Origin of the sequence: Streptomyces sp. ISL-10 (assembly GCF_018614575.1) — a bacterium.
GTDB lineage: Bacteria > Actinomycetota > Actinomycetes > Streptomycetales > Streptomycetaceae > Streptomyces.
On the sequence record NZ_JAGGOJ010000006.1, the window covers coordinates 60,547 to 79,496 of the forward strand.

The window sequence follows — 18,950 nt, forward strand, 5'->3', positions numbered from 1 at the left end:
CCTCGACTTCGAGGCCCACGGGATGGGCAAGGTGCTGGTCCGCCCGTTCGCGCGCAAGGAGATGCCGAAGAACGAGCAGAGGCTCAGCAGCGCGTCAGCAGGCGGAAGACGCTCTCACTGTCTGGCAAGACGCGGGCTCACCCCCACACTCCGACCTCGGCCTGACCGTGGACCCGGACGGCACCCAACGCGTGTGGCTCGGAACACCCGACGGCTGCTCCTGGAACCTGCCGGTCTGACCTACCGATCACAAGAGCGCCCGTCACCAAGGCCCGCGGGCGCCAAGGGCGTGCCCGCGGCCTGTGGCGCGCTGCTGCGCAGTGGCACGCGCCCCATGACGTTCGGTGCTCCCAGCGTCATGCGTCAGAAGTTCTGAGCGAGGGTCTCAGCGGTTCGCGGGTGCGATCTCCTCGATGACTTGCCGGGGAGTGGCGAAGAACCCCGACTCCCGTGGGTAGTGGACCACGATGTCGGTGAAGCCCAGCTCCGCACACCGCCCCGCGACGTCCTCGAAGGCCTGTGCCGACTGCATCGTCGGCAGCAGCGAGAACCCGGTCAGCAACGTCCGGTCCAGGGACTTCGGATCCCGGCCCTCCTTCTCGCACGCCGCGTCGAGTTGCTCCACCCGACGCGCGAGGACGGACCAGGTCCAGGCCGCGGTCCGCTCGTCCCTGGATACGTCCCCCTGGTCGGTGACGACCCACGACGCGCCGTACCGCGCGACGGTCCGCATCCCCAACGGACCGTTTGCCGCCAGCACGAAAGGCACCCTGGGCTGCTGCACGCACCCCGGTTCGAGCCGGGCGTCGATCGCCTCGTAGTAGCGGCCGTGGAACGTGCTCCGCTTCCGGCCGTCGTGCGCCGCCCCGGTCAGCAGCCGGTCCAGCAGCTCCACGGACTCGCGGAACCGGCCGCCGCGTTCCTGCACCGACCAGCCCTTGCCCGGCTCGCCCTGGCCGAGCACAACGGCGTCGGCGTCGGGCGAGCCGGCGCCGAAGCCGAGGACGAACCGGCCTTCGCTGATGGCGTCCAGCGTGATGACGTCGTGCGCGAGCGGTACTGGGTGCCGGTAGTTCGGCGACGACACCAGCGTGCCGAGCTTGATCCGCGAGGTCGCGCCGGCGGCGGACGCCAGCGTGGGCATCGCGCCGTACCAGGCGCTGTCCGGCAGCCCCGCCCAGGTGATGTGGTCGTAGCTGTAGGCGGCGTGGAAGCCCAGATCCTCGGCGTGCCGCCATATCGGGGCCGCCTCGCGGAACGGACGGTCGGGCAGGATGCAGACGCTGATACGCACAACAGACTCCAGACTCATTGCTTGTTCTTCAGCCTTGATGTTCACCGGCGTGGGAAGCCACTCGGGCAGAGCCGCATCAGTGGGCGCAGGCCCAGGAAATTCCGCCGCGGGAGGCGATGACCACCTGGGAGCGGCCGGACTCGGCGTCTCCCACGCTGTCGCCCGTCTACAGGAGTTGGAGCAGTCTTAGGTCGGCAACACACTTGCCGATGAACTCCGGCGAGAGCGACGGCACGAGACCCTCGCCCACACCGAGACTGCCCACTGCCGCGGTGAACTGTGAGGCGGGTACCACGGAGGCCGCCCTCGGCTCGGCCGGCCGGGCGTACGCCTGCATCAACGGCAGCAGGGACAACCTGCGTTGATGCTCCGGAAGGCCTCGTAGGGCCGCCTCTGCGCGCATGTGCCACTGCCGGTAGTCGTCGTACCGGGTGATCTGGTGCCCCGCGGCGGCCAGCCAGTCCACGATCTCGTCCAGCGAGACGCCGTCGTCGTTGGCGTTGACCGTGTTGTACGTGACGTACCCGTCCGCACTGTGGGCGCTGAGGGCGCTGATCGCTGCGGCGGTGAAGTCGAGGGGCAGACCGCGGTAGTGAGCCCGTCGGCGTCTGCCGTCCTTGTCGAGCCGGTAGAAGGAGCGCGGCGCCATGCCCGTCGCGATGACGCTGAGGATCAGTCGGGTAAACCGGTCGGTCTGGTTCAGCTGGCCGGGCAGGCTGCTGTGGGCGAGGATCATGTCGGGCCGGAACACGGTGACCGGCAGGCCCGTCCTCTCGTGCGCCTCACGCAGCAGGACCTCACCGCCCCACTTGCTGGTGGCGTATCCATTCGCGTCGGAGTCGCTCAGCTGCCGTATTGCGGCCGCGGTACGGATGTCGACCGTCTCGTCGAGGAACGACCCGTCGGGTTGCATCGCGGCGGCCACGGTCGAAACGTAGGAGAACCGCTTGATCCGGTGGGTGAGCGCCAGCGCGATCAGCTCTGCCGTCGCGGCGACGTTCGGCGTGAACAACCGACGGTACGGAAGCACGTGGTTGACCAAGGCCGCAGCGTGCACGATCTGATCGGCGCCGGCGGCCAGCGCCCCCCAGGTCGCTTCGTCGAGGCCCAGCTTCGGCGCCGACACGTCCGCGGCCAGGACCTGGAGATGCCGTGTCGCGGCTGCGTCGAACCAGTCCGTCCGGTCCGCAGACGCGGCGCGCAGGCACTGGACCACGCGCTGACGGGCGGCCTCGTCGTCGGCGGCCCGGGCGAGGCAGGTCAGCCGCCCGCCCGTCTCCGCGACGCGCCGGAGCCATTCGACGGCCAGAAATCGTCCCAGGTACCCGGTGGCCCCGGTGATCAGGACGTGGTGGACCGGGGCGGTGCCGACCGGTGTCCTCGGTTCCCAGGCGAGTAGTCGCTCGTCGGTGAAGCGGTCGAGGGTCAGGTCGCTCGCCCTCACCTCGTCCGCGTCGGGACCGTGCACCGAGGCGAACGTGGGACGCGCCGTCCGTGTCCCGCGCGCCGAGCCGAGGTGGTCCGCGATGCGGGTCAGCGTCGAGCCGGGCTGGAGGATGACCTGGATGGGCACCTCCACATCGACGATCTGCTCAAGGACGGTCGAGAGAGTGTGCGCTGACAGTGAGTCACCGCCCAGATCCGTGAAGGTGGCCTCCGCCCGGACCAGCGACGAGGGGCAGCCGAGGGTGATCTGAGCCGCGGTGAGTACCGCTTGCAGCGGTGAGACGTCCCGGCCCGCGGCCCGCAGCGCCGCGATCTGGCCGGCCCGACCGGTGGCGATGTCCGCGTACAGCCGCTCCAGTTGACCGCTGTAGCGTTCCTTGAGGGCGGGGCGCAGGAGCTTGCCGACCCCCGACAGCAATCCGTTGCCGACCGTGAACGGCTGGCGTTCGACGACGATGTCGTGTGGGATCTCGTACGCGTTCAGTCCCGTGTCGTGGGCGAGTTCCCGCATCGAGTCCAGGACCTTCGCCCGTATCGCGGCCTCGTCGGCCTGTCCCAGGAGCTCGGTGTCGGGGACCACCACCGCCAGCAGGAACGCCTGCTCGCTGCTGCCGTAGACGTAGATCTGTGCGATGTACGGGCTGGTCGCGTACAACGCCTCCAGCGCGGACACGGCGACGAACTCCCCCTGGGAGAGCTTGACGACGTTGTTGATCCGGTCGACGTAGACCAGGCGGTCGGGTGCGACCTCGGCGAAGACGTCACCCGTGCGGTAGTAGCTGTCCTCGTCGAAGGTGCGTGCTTTGACGTCGGGCTGCTTGTAGTACCCGGGGAACAGCCCGATCGATTTCACCCGCAGTTCGCCCCTGGGGTGGGGCTTGTCGGTCGCGAAGTATCCGAGCTCGGGAACGTCGACCAGCCGGTAGTCGGTCACCGGCGGACGGCGCACCACCTGGTCGACGACGATGGCGCGGGTTGTCTCCGTCGACCCGTAGCAGTCGATGATCTGCGTACCGAGGAGCGAGGCCATGAAGGTGCGCATCGCCACCGACAAGGGCGCGCTTCCGCACAGGGCAAGGACGATCCGGCCGCCGAGCATGCCGTCGCGGACCTGGTCGGACGCGGCTGCTTCGGCTTCCGAGCGGGCGGTGCCGGTGCGGGAGAGGCGGTCGGCTTCGAGCAGGTACCGCTGGTGCACCATGTCGCAGATCCTCGGCACCAGACTCAGCACCGTGGGACGCGACAGGCGGATGTCGTCGAACAGCGTCGACATGTCGCTGCGGGCCGCGAAGAAGCCGATGCCGCCGGAGGAGAGCCCGCTGACCAGCCAGGAGCGGCCGTTGACGTGGCTCATGGGCATGTAGTGCAGGACGAGCACCGGAGTGCCGCTGCCTCCCGCGGCGTTCAAACCGCCGCGGGCGTTCTGCCACATTCGCGTGATCATGGACGCGGTGTAGATCACACCCTTGGGTGTGCCGGTGCTTCCGGAGGTGTAGATCAGGCCGACCAGCCGGTCCGGGTCACCGTCGTCGTACGGTTCCACGGGGGGCAGTTCGCTGCCACGGCGCAGTTCGTCCTGCACCGGCACCACGGTGACCCGCTCGCTCAGCTTGTCGACGGCCGCCTCGACGGCCTCCCGGTGGTCGTCCACGCGGGGGTCGCAGTCGAAGACGACGAGGCGTTCGAGGGCGTCGGACCCGAGGACGGCGTCGACCGCGGTGTCGAGCGAGCCGATGCCGGCGGCGAGGACCCGCGGCCGCGTCTCGGCGATGACCGGTGCCAGTCGTACGGCGGACGATCCGATGGGCAGCGGGACCGACACCGCTCCCAGGTACATGCAGGCCAGGTCGATCGTTGCGTAGTCGATGCCGGTGAATCCCAGCGTCGCGACGAAGTCGCCGGCGCGCAGGCCGCCCGGGCCATCGCTCCAGGCGGCCGCGAGCCTGCCGACCCGCTGCCACAGCTCGGCGTAGGTCAGGGTCTCGAAGGCGGGGAGGAGTTCGCGGGTGCGGCGGCCGGTGACGGGGTCGCGGACGATGCGGTCGGCCCTGCGTGCGAGCGCCGGCCGGTCCGCGTATCCGTGCATGGCGGCCGCGATGGTGCCGACGAGGCTGCCGTCGCGGAGACGGATGTCCTCGGCGACGTCCGGCGACGGAGCTGCCCGGGCGAATTCGGGGTCGTTCGCGTGCAGTGCCGCCATCCTGGACACGGCGTCGTAACCCGCCAGATGCTCAGACATGAGTGCTCCGGTATGTGAGGAGTGCGATGAACCGATGTCGCCGGGGAGGCTGTTCTTCGCCGACATGGATGCCCCTAGGCGGAGTCGGCGGGCAGCCTCCGGCCGCCGAGAAAAGCGGCCAGCGCCATGAGCGCGTAGACGACGACGGCGGCGAACGCCGGGGCGGCGATGCCGTTTCCGGACTGGAGACCGCCCAGCAGGGCGACACCGATTAGGGATCCCGTCGACCGGCCCGCCGACATCAGTCCGCTGGCGATGGCCGAGCGGTGTGCCGGGGCCGTCCCCATGACCAGGGTGATCTGGGGCACGGTCGCCAGGCCGAAGCCGAGTCCGATGAAGGTGAGCCCGAGGCAGGTACCGACCGGGGCCCGGCTGCCGACGGCGGCCAGCAGTATCCCGCCGAACAGGGACAGCAGGATCCCGGCGCCCAGCACCTTACGGGCGCCGAACCTGGCCTCGACGCGTCCGGCGACCAGCGGCATGAAGGTGATCGGCAGCGCGGAGGACAGGAACAACAGCCCGGTGGTGACCGGGCTGTAGCCGCGTACCTGTTGGAGGAACACGCTGAGCGTGAACATCAGCCCGTTGTAGCCGACGAAGAGCAGCAGGCCGACCGTGAGGAACCCGCGGAACCCCGGGGCCCGGAACAGGTCACCCGGGATCGTGGGGAACGCACAACTGCGCTGTCGGACCACGAAGGCGGCGAACGCGACCATGGCCGTCACCGATGCCGCCACCGGCAGTGGCCGGGTCCATCCCAGGTCCTGTCCTTCGGCGAGCGCCAGCGCGAGGCCGCCGAGGAAGAGGATGGAAAGGAGCTGGCCCGGCACGTCCTGCGGCTCCTTCCGCGCGGCTGGTTCGCCTCGGGGCATGTGACGCGCCGACAGCCACAGGACGATCAGGACGACGACCACGTTGATCAGGAAGATGCTCCGCCAGCCCATTGTCTCGACCAGGGCACCCCCGAGAGTGGGACCGAACGCGACCGGACTGCCGGCGACCATCGACCAGATGGATATGGCTTTGGCGCGCTTGCCCGGGTCCCTGTAGGTGTCGGTGAGCATCACCAGGGTGGCGGGCATGATCAGTACCGCTCCCAGGCCCTGTGACGCCCGCATGGCGACGAGCACGGCACCGTCGGTAGCGAGGCCGCACAGCACCGACGTCACCCCGAACAGGACGACGCCGAGGCGGAACATCGGCACCGCGCCGAACCGTCCGACCGCTGCGGCTCCGGCCAGCATCAGACTGGCGATGACGACCACGTACGCGGTGACGACGAACTGCATCGTCGGAAGGGTCGCGTGGAGACTGGCGCGGATCGCCGGGATCGCGACGTGGACGATGCTGGTGTCGATGACGATCAGTCCGTGCGCCAGGCAGGCCACCGCGAGGACGCGTCCGGGCTGCAAAGTCGCATCACCCACGTCCTGCGCGGGGTTGTCGAGACTGGTCGATTCGGCCATGGGCCTGCCATTTCGCATGAGTCGGTCAGATCGTGCCGGTCAATGCTGCGAAATCCTAGCCGCCACCGAATCAACGTCAACCGTGAACTACGGCGAACCGGCACCGGCGTCCGAATTGGATAGATTCCAGGGTCCGGTATAGAGGACGGTCTACTTCCCTCTCGAGTCTGACGGTCCGTAGTCTCGAAGTGCTGAGAACAGCGAGAGGGTGCAGCGTGGAAGTGCGCAAAACGGCTTCATCAACGTCTTTTTCCGGGGGATTCCGGGGAATTCCGCAACGTCCGTCGTCCATGCCGTTCCACCGCTATGCGCGGAACGAACCGGCGCCCACTTCCGGCTGGTCAAGGCGGTGGCCGGATCGAGTGCTCGATCGTGCTCCGGTGTGGGCCTCCGTCGATCTGAGAGATGGAAACCAGGCGCTGGCCGACCCCATGGACACGCATCGGAAGAAGCGGATGTTCGATCTGCTCGTCGCGATGGGTTTCAAGGATATCGAAATCGGATATCCGGCGGCCAGCGCCGACGATTTCGACTTCGTGCGAGAGTTGGTCGTCAAGGAGGGAATTCCGGACGACGTGACGGTGTCGGTTTTCACGCCGGCCCGTCCCGAACTCATCGAGCGGACCTTCGATGCGATTCGCGGAGCCAAATGCACCGTGGTGCATTTGTGCCACGCGACGGCGTGTCTGTGGCGCGAAGTCGTGTTCGGCATGACACGGGACGAGGTTCTGCGCATGGCCGTTGACGGCGCGCAGCAGCTGGTGCGGCTGGCGGAGCGACAGTCCAGGACGGACATCCGGTTCGAATACTCGCCGGAGACCTTCAACCTGACCGAGCCGGAGTTTGCGCTGGAGATCGCGAACCGGGTCGCGGAGGTCGTCGATGCCACGCCCGACCGGCCACTGGTGCTGAACCTCCCGACCACGGTGGAGACCCACTCGCCCCACGTCTTCGCCGACCAGGTGGAGTGGATGGACCGCAACCTCGACCGACGTGACGCGATCATCCTGTCGGTGCACCCGCACAACGACCGGGGCACCGCAGTCGCGTCGGCGGAGCTGGCGATGCTGGCCGGGGCCGACCGGGTCGAGGGCACACTGCTCGGCAACGGCGAACGCACCGGCAACGTCTGCCTGGTGACGCTCGCGCTCAACCTGTTCAGCAGCGGTGTCGATCCCCAGCTGGAGATCTCCGACATCGACGCCGTCCGCGAGATCGTCGAGGACTGCAACCGCCTGCCGGTGCACCCCCGCCACCCCTACGCCGGGGACCTGGTGTACACCGCCTTCTCCGGCACCCACCAGGATGCCATTGCCAAGGGCCTGGCAGCGCTGGCCGACCGGGCCGAACGCGAGGGCAGCAACGTCGGTGAACTTCCCTGGCAGGTCCCCTACCTGCCGATCGACCCGAAGGACGTCGGCCGCGACTACCGGGCGATCATCCGGGTCAACAGCCAGTCGGGCAAGGGCGGCATCGCCTATGTACTCAAGGCCGGCTGGGGACTCGACCTGCCGGCGGAACTGCGACGGGACTTCGCGGCAGTGGTCCAGGACGCCGCCGACACCAGGGGGCGGGAGCTGGATCCGGCCGAGATCTGGCAGCTGTTCCAGGAGACCTACTGCCTCGACGACTCGGCCACGTCGCCGGTCGGCGCGGATCCGGACGAGGTCGTCGCGGAGCTCGCCGCCGCGCACGGCGTCGAGTTCACGCAGGTCCAGGTCACCGGCACGGCGGCCGCGGCCGGTGAGTCCACTGCCTGCTTCGTGGCGCTGGAGGCGGGTGATCGCACGTTCTGGGGACTCGGCCTGGCAGCCACGGCAGCCGACGCGGCGAACAGATCGGCCAGGTCCGCACTGCATCGGGCCGGCATCCACGAAGGAGAGCGGTGAAGAGCAAGTCTTTCGTCGCCGTCAGCCCCGGAACCTACCGGGAGGACAGCGGCATGGTCTATGAGGACTTCGTCCCCGGTGAGGTCATCGAGCACCGGCCGGGCCGGACGATCACCATGACCGACAACGTCTGGAGCTCCCTGCTCTGCCTCAACCAGCATCCGTTGCACATCGACGCCGTCTACGCCGAGCAGACCCAGTTCGGCCGGATCCTGGTGTCGAGCCTGGTCACCTTCGGGATCGTCAACGGAATGACGGTTTCCACCATCAGTGCCAAGTGCGTAGCCAACCTCGGCTGGGACAAGGTGCGTCTGACCGCCCCGGTGTTCGTGGGCGACACGCTCTACGCACAGACCCGCATCGTCGCCCGGCGGGAGTCCGGCACGCGGTCCGGCGAGGGCATCGTGACCGTCCACACCGTCGGCCGGAACCAGCACGACGTGACGGTGATCGAATTCGAACGGACGATTCTCGTCCCCCGTCTGGAGGCAGACCGATGATCCCAGTCATCACCCTGGAAACGGCGCATCCGGACGCCGAGCGCAAGATCGCCGACGAGATTTCCGACGCGTGCCGGCAGACCGGGTTCTTCGTCGTACGCCGCCACGGGATCGCCCCCGAGGTCTTCGACGACGCCTACGCCGCGTCGCTGCGCTTCTTCGAACTCCCGCCGGAAACCAAGCGCGAGTTCGCGATGCGCACCTCCACCGCGCGCGGCGACAACGACTACAGCCCGTACGGCTACAGCGCCCTGCTGTCCGAGAACGCGTACGCATACACCGGCAAACCGGGCATGCCCTCGGACTACGTCGAGAAGTTCAGCGCCGGGCGGCTGATCCTGCGCGACGACGAGGAACTTCCCTTCCCCGCCGACGAGCTCGGAGCCGAGCTGCGCGCGGCGCTGAAGCGGTACTTCGCGGCCTGCGAGAGCGTGGCGGGCCGGATCGCCGAACTGCTCGCCCTGGCCCTGGACCTGCCGCGCGACTTCTTCGCCACCCGGACGAACACCTCCAACGACTCGCTCCGCTCGCATCTTTACCCCGGGGTCGCCCCGGAGTTCCTGAACGACCAGGGCATGGGGCAGCACACCGACGGCACACTGATCACGCTGCTCACCCAGGACGGCCCGGGTCTCCAGCTCCAGGACCGCACCGGCCGCTGGCTGGACATCGAGGTACAGGAACGCGACAGCTTCATCGTCAACATCGGTGACCTGATGGCCCGTTGGTCGAACGACGAGTACGTCTCGACGCCGCACCGGGTCCGGCTCGCCGACCGGCAGCGACAGTCCATCGTGTTCTTCAAGCTGGCCAACGACGACACCGTCATCGAGTGCTTCCCGAAGTTCACGGCCGACCGCCCCGCGAAGTACGAGCCGATCCGATACGAGGACTTCTCGCTCCAGAAGATGAACCTGCTGTTCGGGAGGGAGGGTACGCCATGAGACCGTACGCGAGCCTGCTGTACACCCCGGCGCTGCTGCTGGCGTCGGTGGCCCGGCCGGGCCGGGTCCGCGCCGACATGCTGGTCCTGGACCTGGAGGACTCCACCCATCCGGCCAAGAAGGCCGAGGCTCGCGCGCTGCTGGCGCAGGCGGACCTGACCGCGGCCGGCCTGCCCGCTCTCGGCATGCGGGTGAACACCATCGCAACGCCCGACGGCCTGGAGGACATGCGGGCGCTGCTCGATATGGACGCCACGGTCGGCGGCGTACCGATCGACGTGATCTTCGTCCCCAAGATTTCCGGCCCCGGTGACGTGGCGATCTACCGGTCGCTGCTGGCGCGCACCTCGAAACCGCCGCAGATCTGCAGCTTCATCGAGACCGTCGACTCCGTCGAGAGCGCCTTTGCCATCGCCGCGGTGAGCGACGGCCTGTGCTTCGGCCAGGCGGACCTGACGGCCGAGCTGTACGCCGAGAACGAGAGCTACCTCGACCACGCGCGGGCCCGGCTGTGCGCCGCAGCGGCCAAGTACCGGGTGCCCGCCATCGACACCAACTCGTTCGAACTGCACGACCTCGCCGTCGTCGCGGCGCAGTGCCGGGCGGCCCGGGACGCCGGGTTCACCGGCAAGGCCGCCATCCACCCCCGGCAGGTCGAGGTGATCGCCGAGACGTTCACCGTCGGCCCGAACGAGATCGCCGAATACCGGAGTGTGGTCGAGGACTACAACTCCACGCCCTACGGCTTCGCCGTCGAGAAGGACCGCGTGCTTGCCCCGCCGTTCGTGCTTCGGGCCCAGCGCATGCTCCGACTCCACGCGCCCGAAGCCGCAACCTCCCAGCATCCGCACTCGCACCTGGAGATCGGGGAACCCCAGTGAAGACCCTCCCGCAGCACGTGATCATCGATGTCTCCGCCTACGAAACCGAGCTGGTCGACGGCCGGCTGCGGGCGGTGGGCGAGGAGCTCGTCTCCGAACTGGTGCGTCTGGTGGCCGAAGGGGACGGCGTCGCCGTCTGCCGCGGCGTGGCCCAGACGCTGGCACGCCACGGACTGGACGTCCGCAAGGATCAGGACGCCGCGCTGGCCCGCGACTACCTGGAGTCGCAGTTCCGTGCCTTCGGCGACCGGGTGGACGTCGCCCGGTTCAGCCCGGTCACGATGGACTACGACCGCATCGCGGACATGGACGTCGACGGCTACAACAAGAACACGCACTTCACCCCGAACGGTGACCACACCACCGAGCGCGAGTTCCTGACGACCAAGTGCGTGCACTTCGACGCCGCCACGCCGTTCGTCGGGAACATCTACGGACCCAACACCAACATCGTCGGCGGTGTCCCGGTGGTCTGCGACACCCGCGCCTACTGCGAGGAAGCGGGGGTGACCCCGGCCGACCTGATCGAGCTGATGCCGCACAGCTTCAACGTAGCGGTCAAGGAGGAGCACGCCGAGCCGGTCCTGGCCGGTTACGCCGCCGCGGTGGACGCCGACCTGTCCGCCGACCTGGTGATGGTCGTCCTGCTCAACGAGGTGGACCGCGGGCTGGCGCATGCCGGCTCCGAGCCCCGCCCGGCCGACCCGGCCAAGCCCGCGCGGCGCCCGATCCGGCATCTGGAGTACCAGTTCGCCGAGGACGTCGAGTTGGCGAAGTGGTACCGCCACTACAGCCTGGACATCCCCCAGCCCAGCCTGCAAGTGCCGGACGAGGCCGCGCGCGAGCGCTACCACCGCGGTATCGACCCGGTCGGTGCCCAGGGCACGGCGGAGGGGTGATGACGGCCACCGAGACGGGCGTGCCGGTCATGTCCGAGAGTGACGCCGCGGAGCTCGCGGCGCTCCTGGCGGCGCTCGCGGCGGACGACTGGCCCGAGGACATCGACGAGGCCCGGCAGTTCTACGACGCGTGGGGCACGCCGATCGCCGGCGACATCGAGGTCGAACAGCGCGACGGCGGCCACCTGCTGACCCCGCCGAACGCGGAGGGCTCCCGGATCGGGCTCTATCTGCACGGCGGCGGCTACGTCTACGGATCGCTGCGCAGCCACGGCGGAATGGTGGCGGAGATCGCCCGGGCGGCCCGCTGCCGGATGTTCTTCGTGGGCTACCGGCGGGCCCCCGAGCACCCCTATCCGGCGGCGCTCGAGGACGCGGTGGCCGCGTACCGGAGCCTCCTCGCCGACGGGGTGGCCGCCTCCGACGTGGTCCTCGCGGGGGATTCGGCGGGCGGTGGCCTGGTCCTCGCGACGTTGCTGAAGCTGCGGGACTCGGGGCTGCCGCTGCCGGCCGCGGCGGCGTGCGTCTCGCCGTGGACCGACCTGACCGGAAGCGGGGAGAGCTACCGCACCCTGGAACACGAAGACCCCATGCTCAGCAAGCCCATCGTGGCCCTGGTCGCCGAGTCGTACCTGGCGGGCACCGCGCCGACGACCCCCTACGTGTCCCCGCTGTTCGGAGAACTCACCGGTCTGCCGCCGGTGCTCCTCCAGGTGGGCAGCCGCGAGATCCTGCTCAGTGACGCGGAACGGTTCGCGACCAGCCTGCGACGCGCCGGGTCCACCGCTGTGCTGGAGGTCTGGCCCGGAATGGTGCACGTATGGCATCTGCACTACGCGCGCCTCGCCAAGGCCCGTGAGGCCGTGGCCCGGCTCGGCGGCTGGCTCCGTTCCCAGGCGGTCGGTGAGTGATGGGCGAGGACATCACCGGTCCGTACCGGTACCGCAACAACCGCAAGATGGTCCCGGCCGGCGAGGCCGCCTGGGGCCTGTCCCGCAAGCACGGGATGCTCGGTCTGGTGGTCGAGGCCGTCGACGGCCAGAACCGGCTGCGAGACCTCCGGTCCGGGCACGAGTTCGCCAACCTGTCGTCCTGCTCGTACCTGGGGCTCAACAGTCATCCCACGGTGATCGAGGCGGGGCGCGCCGCCCTGGCCGAGGAGCGGATCACCGGGCTGTCCATGGGCGAGTTCCGGATCCGTCTGGGAATCATGGATCGGCTGGAGGAGGAACTTTCCGAGTACTTCGGCGCCCATGTGCTGCCGTCGGTGTCCTGCGGGGTGCTGAGCGCGGCGATCCTGCCGCTGCTGGCCTCCGGGCATCTGACCGACGGCGAGCCCCTCGTCGTGGTGTTCGACCGGTTCGCGCACTTCTCCATGAACTTCCTCAAGCCGGTCCTGGCCGACGAGACGCTGGTGCTGACCTGTCCGCACAACGACATGCAGTACCTCGGCGACATCTGCAAGCGGTACCCGCGGGTGGCCTACGTCGGCGAAGGCGTCTACTCGACCGGGGGACAGGCCGACCTGACGGGAATCAAGGAACTCCAGGACCGTTACGGCATGTTCGTCTACCTCGACGACTCACACGCGCTGTCGGCGGTGGGTGGGCGCGGCGAGGGCTACGCGCGCACGGCGTTCGACGTCCTCGACTCCCGTACGATCGTCGTCGCCTCGATCGCCAAGGCGTTCGGCAGCACCGGCGGCATCGCCATGGTCGGTGACCGCGAGGTATGGGAATTCCTCTACCGGTCGGGGCCGCTGGCCTGGTCCCAGGGGCTGCGGACCGCCGCGATCGGTACCACGCTCGGTGCCCTGGAGGTCCACCGCAGCCCGGAGCTCGGCCGTCTCCAGCGGCAACTCGCGCGGAACATCGCGCTGTTCGACGAGCGGCTGCGCGGACACGACTTGCGTGGCACCGGATCGCACATCAAGTTCGTCACCGTCGGTGACAACGACCGGGCGGTGCGGCTGTCTACCGAGCTCTACCAACGCGGCTACTACTGCTCCGCGATGTTCTTCCCGATCGTGCCGCAGGGCCAGGCAGGGGTACGGATGATGCTGCGGGGCGATATGCCGACGGAGCTGACCGAGCGGTTCGCGACCGATCTGCTGGACGTGCTGGCGGGGCTCGGATGACCCTTGCCGGTACGGAGCACGGGGTGGGCGACGTTGCCGCTGTGGCCGCGCTGATGCGGGAGAGTCTGCGCAGCGGCGCGGTCCGGCGGATGGCCGTGCCGCTGCGGCAGGTCGTCGACGACGGTCGGGGTGCCAGGTTCCTGTCCATGCCCGCCGTCAGTGCCGACCACGGACTGTGCATCAACAAGACGGCGACCATCACCGACGGGCCCGGGCCGACGGTGACCTCCGTGGTCCCCGTGTTCTCGGCGACGAGCGGGGAACTCCTCGGCGTGCTGGACGGCGCGGCCGTCACCGACCTCAAGTGTGCCGCGGTGACGGCCGTGGTCACCGACCACTGCGCGGCCCGCTCCAGCGCGGTCCTCGGCATCGTCGGGTCCGGGGTGCAGGCCTGGCAGCAGTACCTCGGTGTCTCGGCGGTGCGGGAGATCACCGAGGTGCGGGTCCACTCCCGCACCACCGCGCACGCTGAGGCGCTGTGCGAGCGGATCCGGGGCGCCGGCCTGGCCCGCGCCGTGGTCTGCGCGTCCGCCGAGGAGGCCACCTCGGGAGCGGACGTCGTCTCCACGGCGACGACGTCCGTGCACCCGCTGCCGATCGCCGCGGACCTGCCGGAGCACGTGCACCTCAACTGCATGGGCGCGCACACCACCGAGTCGCGGGAGCTGCCGCGCTCGCTGCTGGCCGCCGCGACCCTCGTCGTCGAGGACATCGAGATCGCCGTCGCCGAGGCCGGCGAGATCCATCGCACGGCGATCGGCCTGGAATCCCTGGTAACCGGCGGCCACACCGGCCTCGACGGCCGCCCCACCGTCTTCAGCTCCACCGGACACGCCGCACTGGACCTCATCACCTGCGCCCACCTGATGGCGCCCCCGCACCGCTGACCGCACCGAAGGGAAGACCGTACGTGGCCAACACCGGCCAGGAGACCGGGTCGTACGACGCCGGGATCCCCGAGACCGCGGACCGGGAGTTCGCCTCCGCCCTCGAACATCTCGGCATCGAGATGCCGCCGGATCTGGCGCCCGGCGTCCTGGCCGGATACCGCTCGCTGCGAGCGATGACGGACCTGCTGCGCACAGTGGAGATCACGGATGTCTGACATCGACCCCACCTGGGGGCCCGGCGCCCTCGCCGAGTTGTCCGTCGCGGAGACCGGAGCGCTGCTGCGCGCCGGAACGATCACCTCGGTGGAGCTGGTGGAGCACGCGCTGAGCCTGATCGAAGCGCACGACCCGCAGCTGCACTCCTTCGTCCTGGTCACCCGGGACCGGGCGCTGCAACGCGCGGCGCGGGCCGACCGGGAGCTGCGCGACGGCATCGACCGCGGCCCGCTGCACGGCATCCCGTACGCGCTGAAGGACATCCTCGCGGCCGAGGGCCTTCCCACCACCAACCACTCGCGGCTGACCGTCGCGGACGTCGCCGCCGAGGACAGCACCGTGGAGGCCCGGCTGCGGGTCGGCGGCGCCGTGCTGTTGGGCAAGCTGGCCACCTACGAGTTCGCGTTCGGCGGGCCGAGCACGGACCTGCCCTTCCCGCCGGCACGGAACCCGTGGCACCGCGAGCACATTCCCAGCGGTTCCTCCTCGGGGGCGGGGGTCGCCGTGGCGGCCGGGTTCGTGCGCGTCGCGTTCGGATCCGACACCGCCGGCTCGCTGCGCGGTCCGGCGTTCCACTGCGGTGCGGTCGGTCTGAAGCCGACCTACGGCAGCGTGTCCGGGTACGGCGCCACGCCGCTGGCTCCCACCATGGACCATTTCGGGCCGCTGGCCTGGACGGTGGCCGACGCCGCTGCGGCGCTCCAGGCCGTCGCGGGGCCCGACCCCCGCGATGCGCGCACCCACCAGGCGCCGGCGCCGGACTTCCTCGGCTCACTGACGGGGGACGTCCGGGGGCTGCGGGTGGGATACTCGAAGGCTTGGTACGCCTCGGACCCGGCGAGCCTTCCGGAGATCACCGAGGGTATCGAGCGGGCCCTGGCCCACCTCGACGGGCTCGGCGCGATCGTCAAGGAGTGCGAACTGCCGCCGTACGAGGTGTTCGACGCCTGCGGCCGGGTCATCCTGATGGCCGAGGGGTTCGCCGTGCACGAGGACAACCTGCGCCGTTCGCCTCGGTCGTTCGGCCGTTATACGTACCAGAAACTGATGCCCGGGGCCGGGGTCGGCGCGAGTGATCTGCTACGGGCGCGGGATGTGCGCCGCCGGCTCAGCGCGGCGCTCGACCGGCGGGTTTTCGCCGGCCACGATGTGCTGATCACGGCCTGCGGCCAGACCACCGCGGCCCGGTTCGACGACTTCGGCACCGACTGGCCGCCGCCGCAGCTGGCCAACGACATGCAGACCATCCCCTTCGCGGTCACCGGGCACCCGGCCATGTCCCTGCCGCTCGGGTTCGCCGGGAACGGCCTGCCGATCGGGGTGCAGCTCGTGGGGCGCAAGTTCGGCGAGGCGGATCTGTTCCGGGCGGGCATGGCGCTGGAGGCCGAGTTCGGCCGGCGCGACACCCGGCCGGTGCTGCCAGGAGACGGCGGGCACGCCCCGCGCCGCCGGCCCGGAACGGTCCGGGAGCCCCGCGATGTCCGCCCCTGAGCACCGTACCTTCCCGGAACTGCTGTGCCGACGGCTCGCGTCGGCAGAAGGACGTACATGAACGACCGGAGGCGTCTCCCACTTCCGCGCGGCTTCTGGTGGTTGTGGACTTCGACACTGGTGAACCGGTTCGCCCTCTTCGTGATGCCGTTCCTGTCCCTCTACCTCACGGTGGAGCGCGGGTACTCCGCCACGCAGGCGGGCCTGATGGTGTCGCTGTACGGGCTCGGCGGGATACTCGGATCGCTGATCGGCGGATCGCTGAGCGACCGGTGGGGGCGACGGCCGACCATGCTCACCGGGCAACTGGGCGCTGCCGCCTTCACCCTGGCCCTGGGGCTCGCCGAGCAGCTCCCGCTGATCGCGCTGTGGGCCACCGCGCTGGGCGTGACACTGAAGATGTCGCAGCCCGCGACAGGGGCGATGCTCGCGGACATCGTGCCGGAAGAGTCCCGGCCGCGGGCCTACTCGCTGAACTATTGGGCTCTCAATCTCGGTTTCTCCCTCTCCGCCCTGTCGGCGGGTGCGCTCGCCGCCTTCGGATACCTGACGCTGTTCGTGGTGGACGCCGCCACCACGGTGCTGTGCGCGGTGCTCGTCTTCCTGAAGATCCCCGAGACCCGGCCCGCGGAGCCCCCGGCGGCGCGGTCCGGGAATCCGCGCGTGTCGATGGCCACAGTGCTTCGCGACCGCAGGTTCATGTGCCTGGTCGGACTGAACCTGCTGGTGGTCGTCGTCTTCACCCAGCGGCATGTGGCGCTGCCGTTGTCCACCGCTGAATCCGGCCTGTCCACCGCGCAGTACGGCATGGTGGCCGGGGTCAACGGCGTCGTGATCATCGCTCTCCAGCTCGCCGTCACCCGCTTCACACAGAACCGGGCCGCCGGCTGGGTCCTGGCCGCGGGCGCGTTGCTGGTCGGGCTCAGCTCGGTGCTCAACGCACGCGCCGACACCGTGCTGCTGTACTGCCTCGCCGCGGTCGTCTACACCCTGGGCGAGATCGTCTCCGTGCCGACCAGCGAGGCGCAGGTCCCCGCGATGGCCCCGACGCACGCACGCGGTCGCTACGAGGGCGTGATGGTCCTGTCCTGGTCCCTGGGCGGCTTCGTGGCACCGCTGACGAGCGGCTTGATCATCGACACCTTCGGCACGGATGCGCTGTGGGCGGGCTGCGCGGTCACCGGCGTACTGGCCGCCCTCGGATACGTCGCACTGCTGCGCCCGCGAACCCGCAAGGACGGCGTTCTGCCGTCGGCACAAGCCATCTCCCAGGAGTAGAAAGTGGAACACACCGCGACGGCTCCGCAGACGATCACTGAGACCGATCCCCGTCTGCTGCTCAATGCGTTCGATCATCAGTTCCGGGGTTTCCGTACCTTCTGGTTCGACCGGATCGCCCCGGCAGGGCCCGTCGTACTCCCGGCCGCGCGCGGCGCCGAACTGGAGAGTGCGACCGCATATCTCGCCGACCTGCTGCGGCGGGCGGTACGGAGCCTGGGGAGCGACTGCGTGACTCGGCACCGTGCCCTCGGCCTCGACGAGCGGCTGACGGCCTTCTACGGGGACGAGGAGTTCGAGAGCACCTACGCGACGGTCATGGGGCGGCCGGACGTGATGCTCACGGAATCCGGCTGGAAGTTCATCGAGTTCAACTTCTGCTCGTCCACCGGCGGCCAGGTGTACTTTCACCTCCTCAACGAGCTGTGGCGGCAGTTGTTGCCCGACGAGGCATCGGGTCACCTCACGCTCGCGGATCCCCTGAAGGCACGGAACGAGATGCTGCGTACCGTGCTCGGGGACCTCGGCCTGGACCCGCACATGGCGCTCGTCGGCTACCTCCCCGACGTCTTTCTCACCGGCGTCGGGGAGGCGAGCCGGAGGTACTACGAGATCGAGATCGACTCCCTGCGGAAGGGAGGAATCAGGGCGGAGTACTTCGAGACGGACGAGTTCATCGACGCCATCGGCTCCCGCAGAGGTGACGTCCCGCTGGTGCTGGAGCGGACGGTGCCACAGGAATGGATCGACGCGGGAAGGGATCTCGGTCCGCTGCTCAAGATCAGGAAGTGCGGCTCCGTGGTTCTGACACCGCAGAGTTCCTACCAGGCGGCGAACAAGCAGCTCTTCGCCCTGCTGTCCAAGGGGCAGGAATGGATGACCGACCAGGACCGTGATTTCGTTCGGCAGTACATCCCCTGGTCGCGAGGGATTCGAGAGGAACTCGTCGAATACCAGGGGGAGTCCTGGAAGCTGGACGAACTGCTGATGAACCGGCGGGAGGATTTCGTCCTGAAGCGCTCCGACGGAGACCAGAACTTCGACGTGCACATCGGCTCCAGGACCGGCGCGTCCGCCTGGGAAGGCATCATCGCCAAGGCCAGGTCGGCCGGCACGTGGATAGCGCAGGAGACCGTCCACAGTTCCGAGGTCGGCGCAGACGTGCTCGACTGTGAGCGGGGCGAATACCTGGGTATCTCGACACGTGCGGTGTTCGGCCCCCTGTTCATGGGCGGACGCATGACCGGATGCGGGGTTCGCTACGACGTTCCCGCCCCGCCCGACGCGGCACAGGACACGGCGGGTACGAGCATCCTGGGCACCGTCGGCTGGCACACGGACTGAACTCACCCCGACCTCGACGGGGCCACCACTCCCTGG

The 18,950-nt window shown here is 69.3% G+C and carries 15 protein-coding genes; 12 read left to right on the forward strand and 3 right to left on the reverse strand.

The genetic code is table 11. The features are described 5' to 3' along the window. Positions 1–385 precede the first annotated feature (385 nt). The 3 genes from J7E88_RS06525 to J7E88_RS06535 form a co-directional block, all read right to left on the reverse strand. A complete protein-coding gene (locus tag J7E88_RS06525) occupies positions 386–1,294 on the reverse strand; it encodes an LLM class flavin-dependent oxidoreductase (RefSeq protein WP_215178286.1) in 909 nt (302 codons plus the stop codon). Between the two features lie 166 nt (positions 1,295–1,460). Further along, complete coding sequence (gene car / locus J7E88_RS06530; RefSeq protein ID WP_215178287.1) at positions 1,461–4,979, reverse strand: carboxylic acid reductase; 3,519 nt, start codon at positions 4,977–4,979, stop codon at positions 1,461–1,463. A gap of 74 nt (positions 4,980–5,053) precedes the next feature. Then, a complete protein-coding gene (locus J7E88_RS06535) occupies positions 5,054–6,445 on the reverse strand; it encodes an MFS transporter (RefSeq protein WP_215178288.1) in 1,392 nt (463 codons plus the stop codon). Positions 6,446–6,735: 290 nt separating this feature from the next. On the opposite strand from J7E88_RS06535, the gene J7E88_RS06540 reads away from it, so the two are divergent. The 12 genes from J7E88_RS06540 to J7E88_RS06595 are packed head-to-tail and all read left to right on the forward strand — an operon-like array spanning position 6,736 to position 18,914. Then, the gene (locus J7E88_RS06540; RefSeq protein ID WP_215178289.1) at positions 6,736–8,334 is read left to right on the forward strand and encodes a 2-isopropylmalate synthase; all 1,599 of its coding nucleotides are present in this window, start codon (positions 6,736–6,738) and stop codon (positions 8,332–8,334) included. Beyond that, complete coding sequence (locus tag J7E88_RS06545; RefSeq protein ID WP_308307349.1) at positions 8,331–8,834, forward strand: MaoC family dehydratase; 504 nt, start codon at positions 8,331–8,333, stop codon at positions 8,832–8,834. The genes J7E88_RS06540 and J7E88_RS06545 overlap by 4 nt, the downstream gene beginning before the upstream one ends. Beyond that, entirely contained in the window at positions 8,831–9,778 is a 948-nt protein-coding gene (locus J7E88_RS06550; protein WP_215178290.1) for an isopenicillin N synthase family oxygenase, read from the forward strand. The genes J7E88_RS06545 and J7E88_RS06550 overlap by 4 nt, the downstream gene beginning before the upstream one ends. Next, positions 9,775–10,659: a CoA ester lyase gene (locus tag J7E88_RS06555; protein WP_215178291.1), complete on the forward strand. Its 885-nt coding sequence runs from the start codon at positions 9,775–9,777 to the stop codon at positions 10,657–10,659. Before J7E88_RS06550 ends, J7E88_RS06555 begins: the two co-directional genes overlap by 4 nt. Next, on the forward strand, positions 10,656–11,558 hold the full coding sequence (locus tag J7E88_RS06560; RefSeq protein ID WP_215178293.1) for a hypothetical protein: 903 nt from the start codon (positions 10,656–10,658) through the stop codon (positions 11,556–11,558). Before J7E88_RS06555 ends, J7E88_RS06560 begins: the two co-directional genes overlap by 4 nt. Next, positions 11,558–12,469, forward strand: a complete 912-nt coding sequence (locus J7E88_RS06565; protein WP_215178295.1) for an alpha/beta hydrolase — start codon at positions 11,558–11,560, stop codon at positions 12,467–12,469. Before J7E88_RS06560 ends, J7E88_RS06565 begins: the two co-directional genes overlap by 1 nt. Next, on the forward strand, positions 12,469–13,695 hold the full coding sequence (locus tag J7E88_RS06570; RefSeq protein WP_215178297.1) for an aminotransferase class I/II-fold pyridoxal phosphate-dependent enzyme: 1,227 nt from the start codon (positions 12,469–12,471) through the stop codon (positions 13,693–13,695). The genes J7E88_RS06565 and J7E88_RS06570 overlap by 1 nt, the downstream gene beginning before the upstream one ends. A 23-nt stretch (positions 13,696–13,718) precedes the next feature. Further along, on the forward strand, positions 13,719–14,582 hold the full coding sequence (locus J7E88_RS06575) for an ornithine cyclodeaminase family protein (protein WP_308307352.1): 864 nt from the start codon (positions 13,719–13,721) through the stop codon (positions 14,580–14,582). Positions 14,583–14,605: 23 nt separating this feature from the next. Beyond that, complete coding sequence (locus J7E88_RS06580; protein WP_215178300.1) at positions 14,606–14,800, forward strand: hypothetical protein; 195 nt, start codon at positions 14,606–14,608, stop codon at positions 14,798–14,800. Further along, the gene (locus tag J7E88_RS06585; protein ID WP_215178302.1) at positions 14,793–16,292 is read left to right on the forward strand and encodes an amidase; all 1,500 of its coding nucleotides are present in this window, start codon (positions 14,793–14,795) and stop codon (positions 16,290–16,292) included. The genes J7E88_RS06580 and J7E88_RS06585 overlap by 8 nt, the downstream gene beginning before the upstream one ends. A 57-nt stretch (positions 16,293–16,349) precedes the next feature. Beyond that, positions 16,350–17,570: an MFS transporter gene (locus J7E88_RS06590; protein ID WP_215178303.1), complete on the forward strand. Its 1,221-nt coding sequence runs from the start codon at positions 16,350–16,352 to the stop codon at positions 17,568–17,570. A gap of 3 nt (positions 17,571–17,573) precedes the next feature. Then, positions 17,574–18,914, forward strand: coding sequence for a hypothetical protein (locus J7E88_RS06595; RefSeq protein ID WP_215178305.1), 1,341 nt, complete (start codon positions 17,574–17,576; stop codon positions 18,912–18,914). The last annotated feature ends 36 nt before the right edge of the window (positions 18,915–18,950 follow it).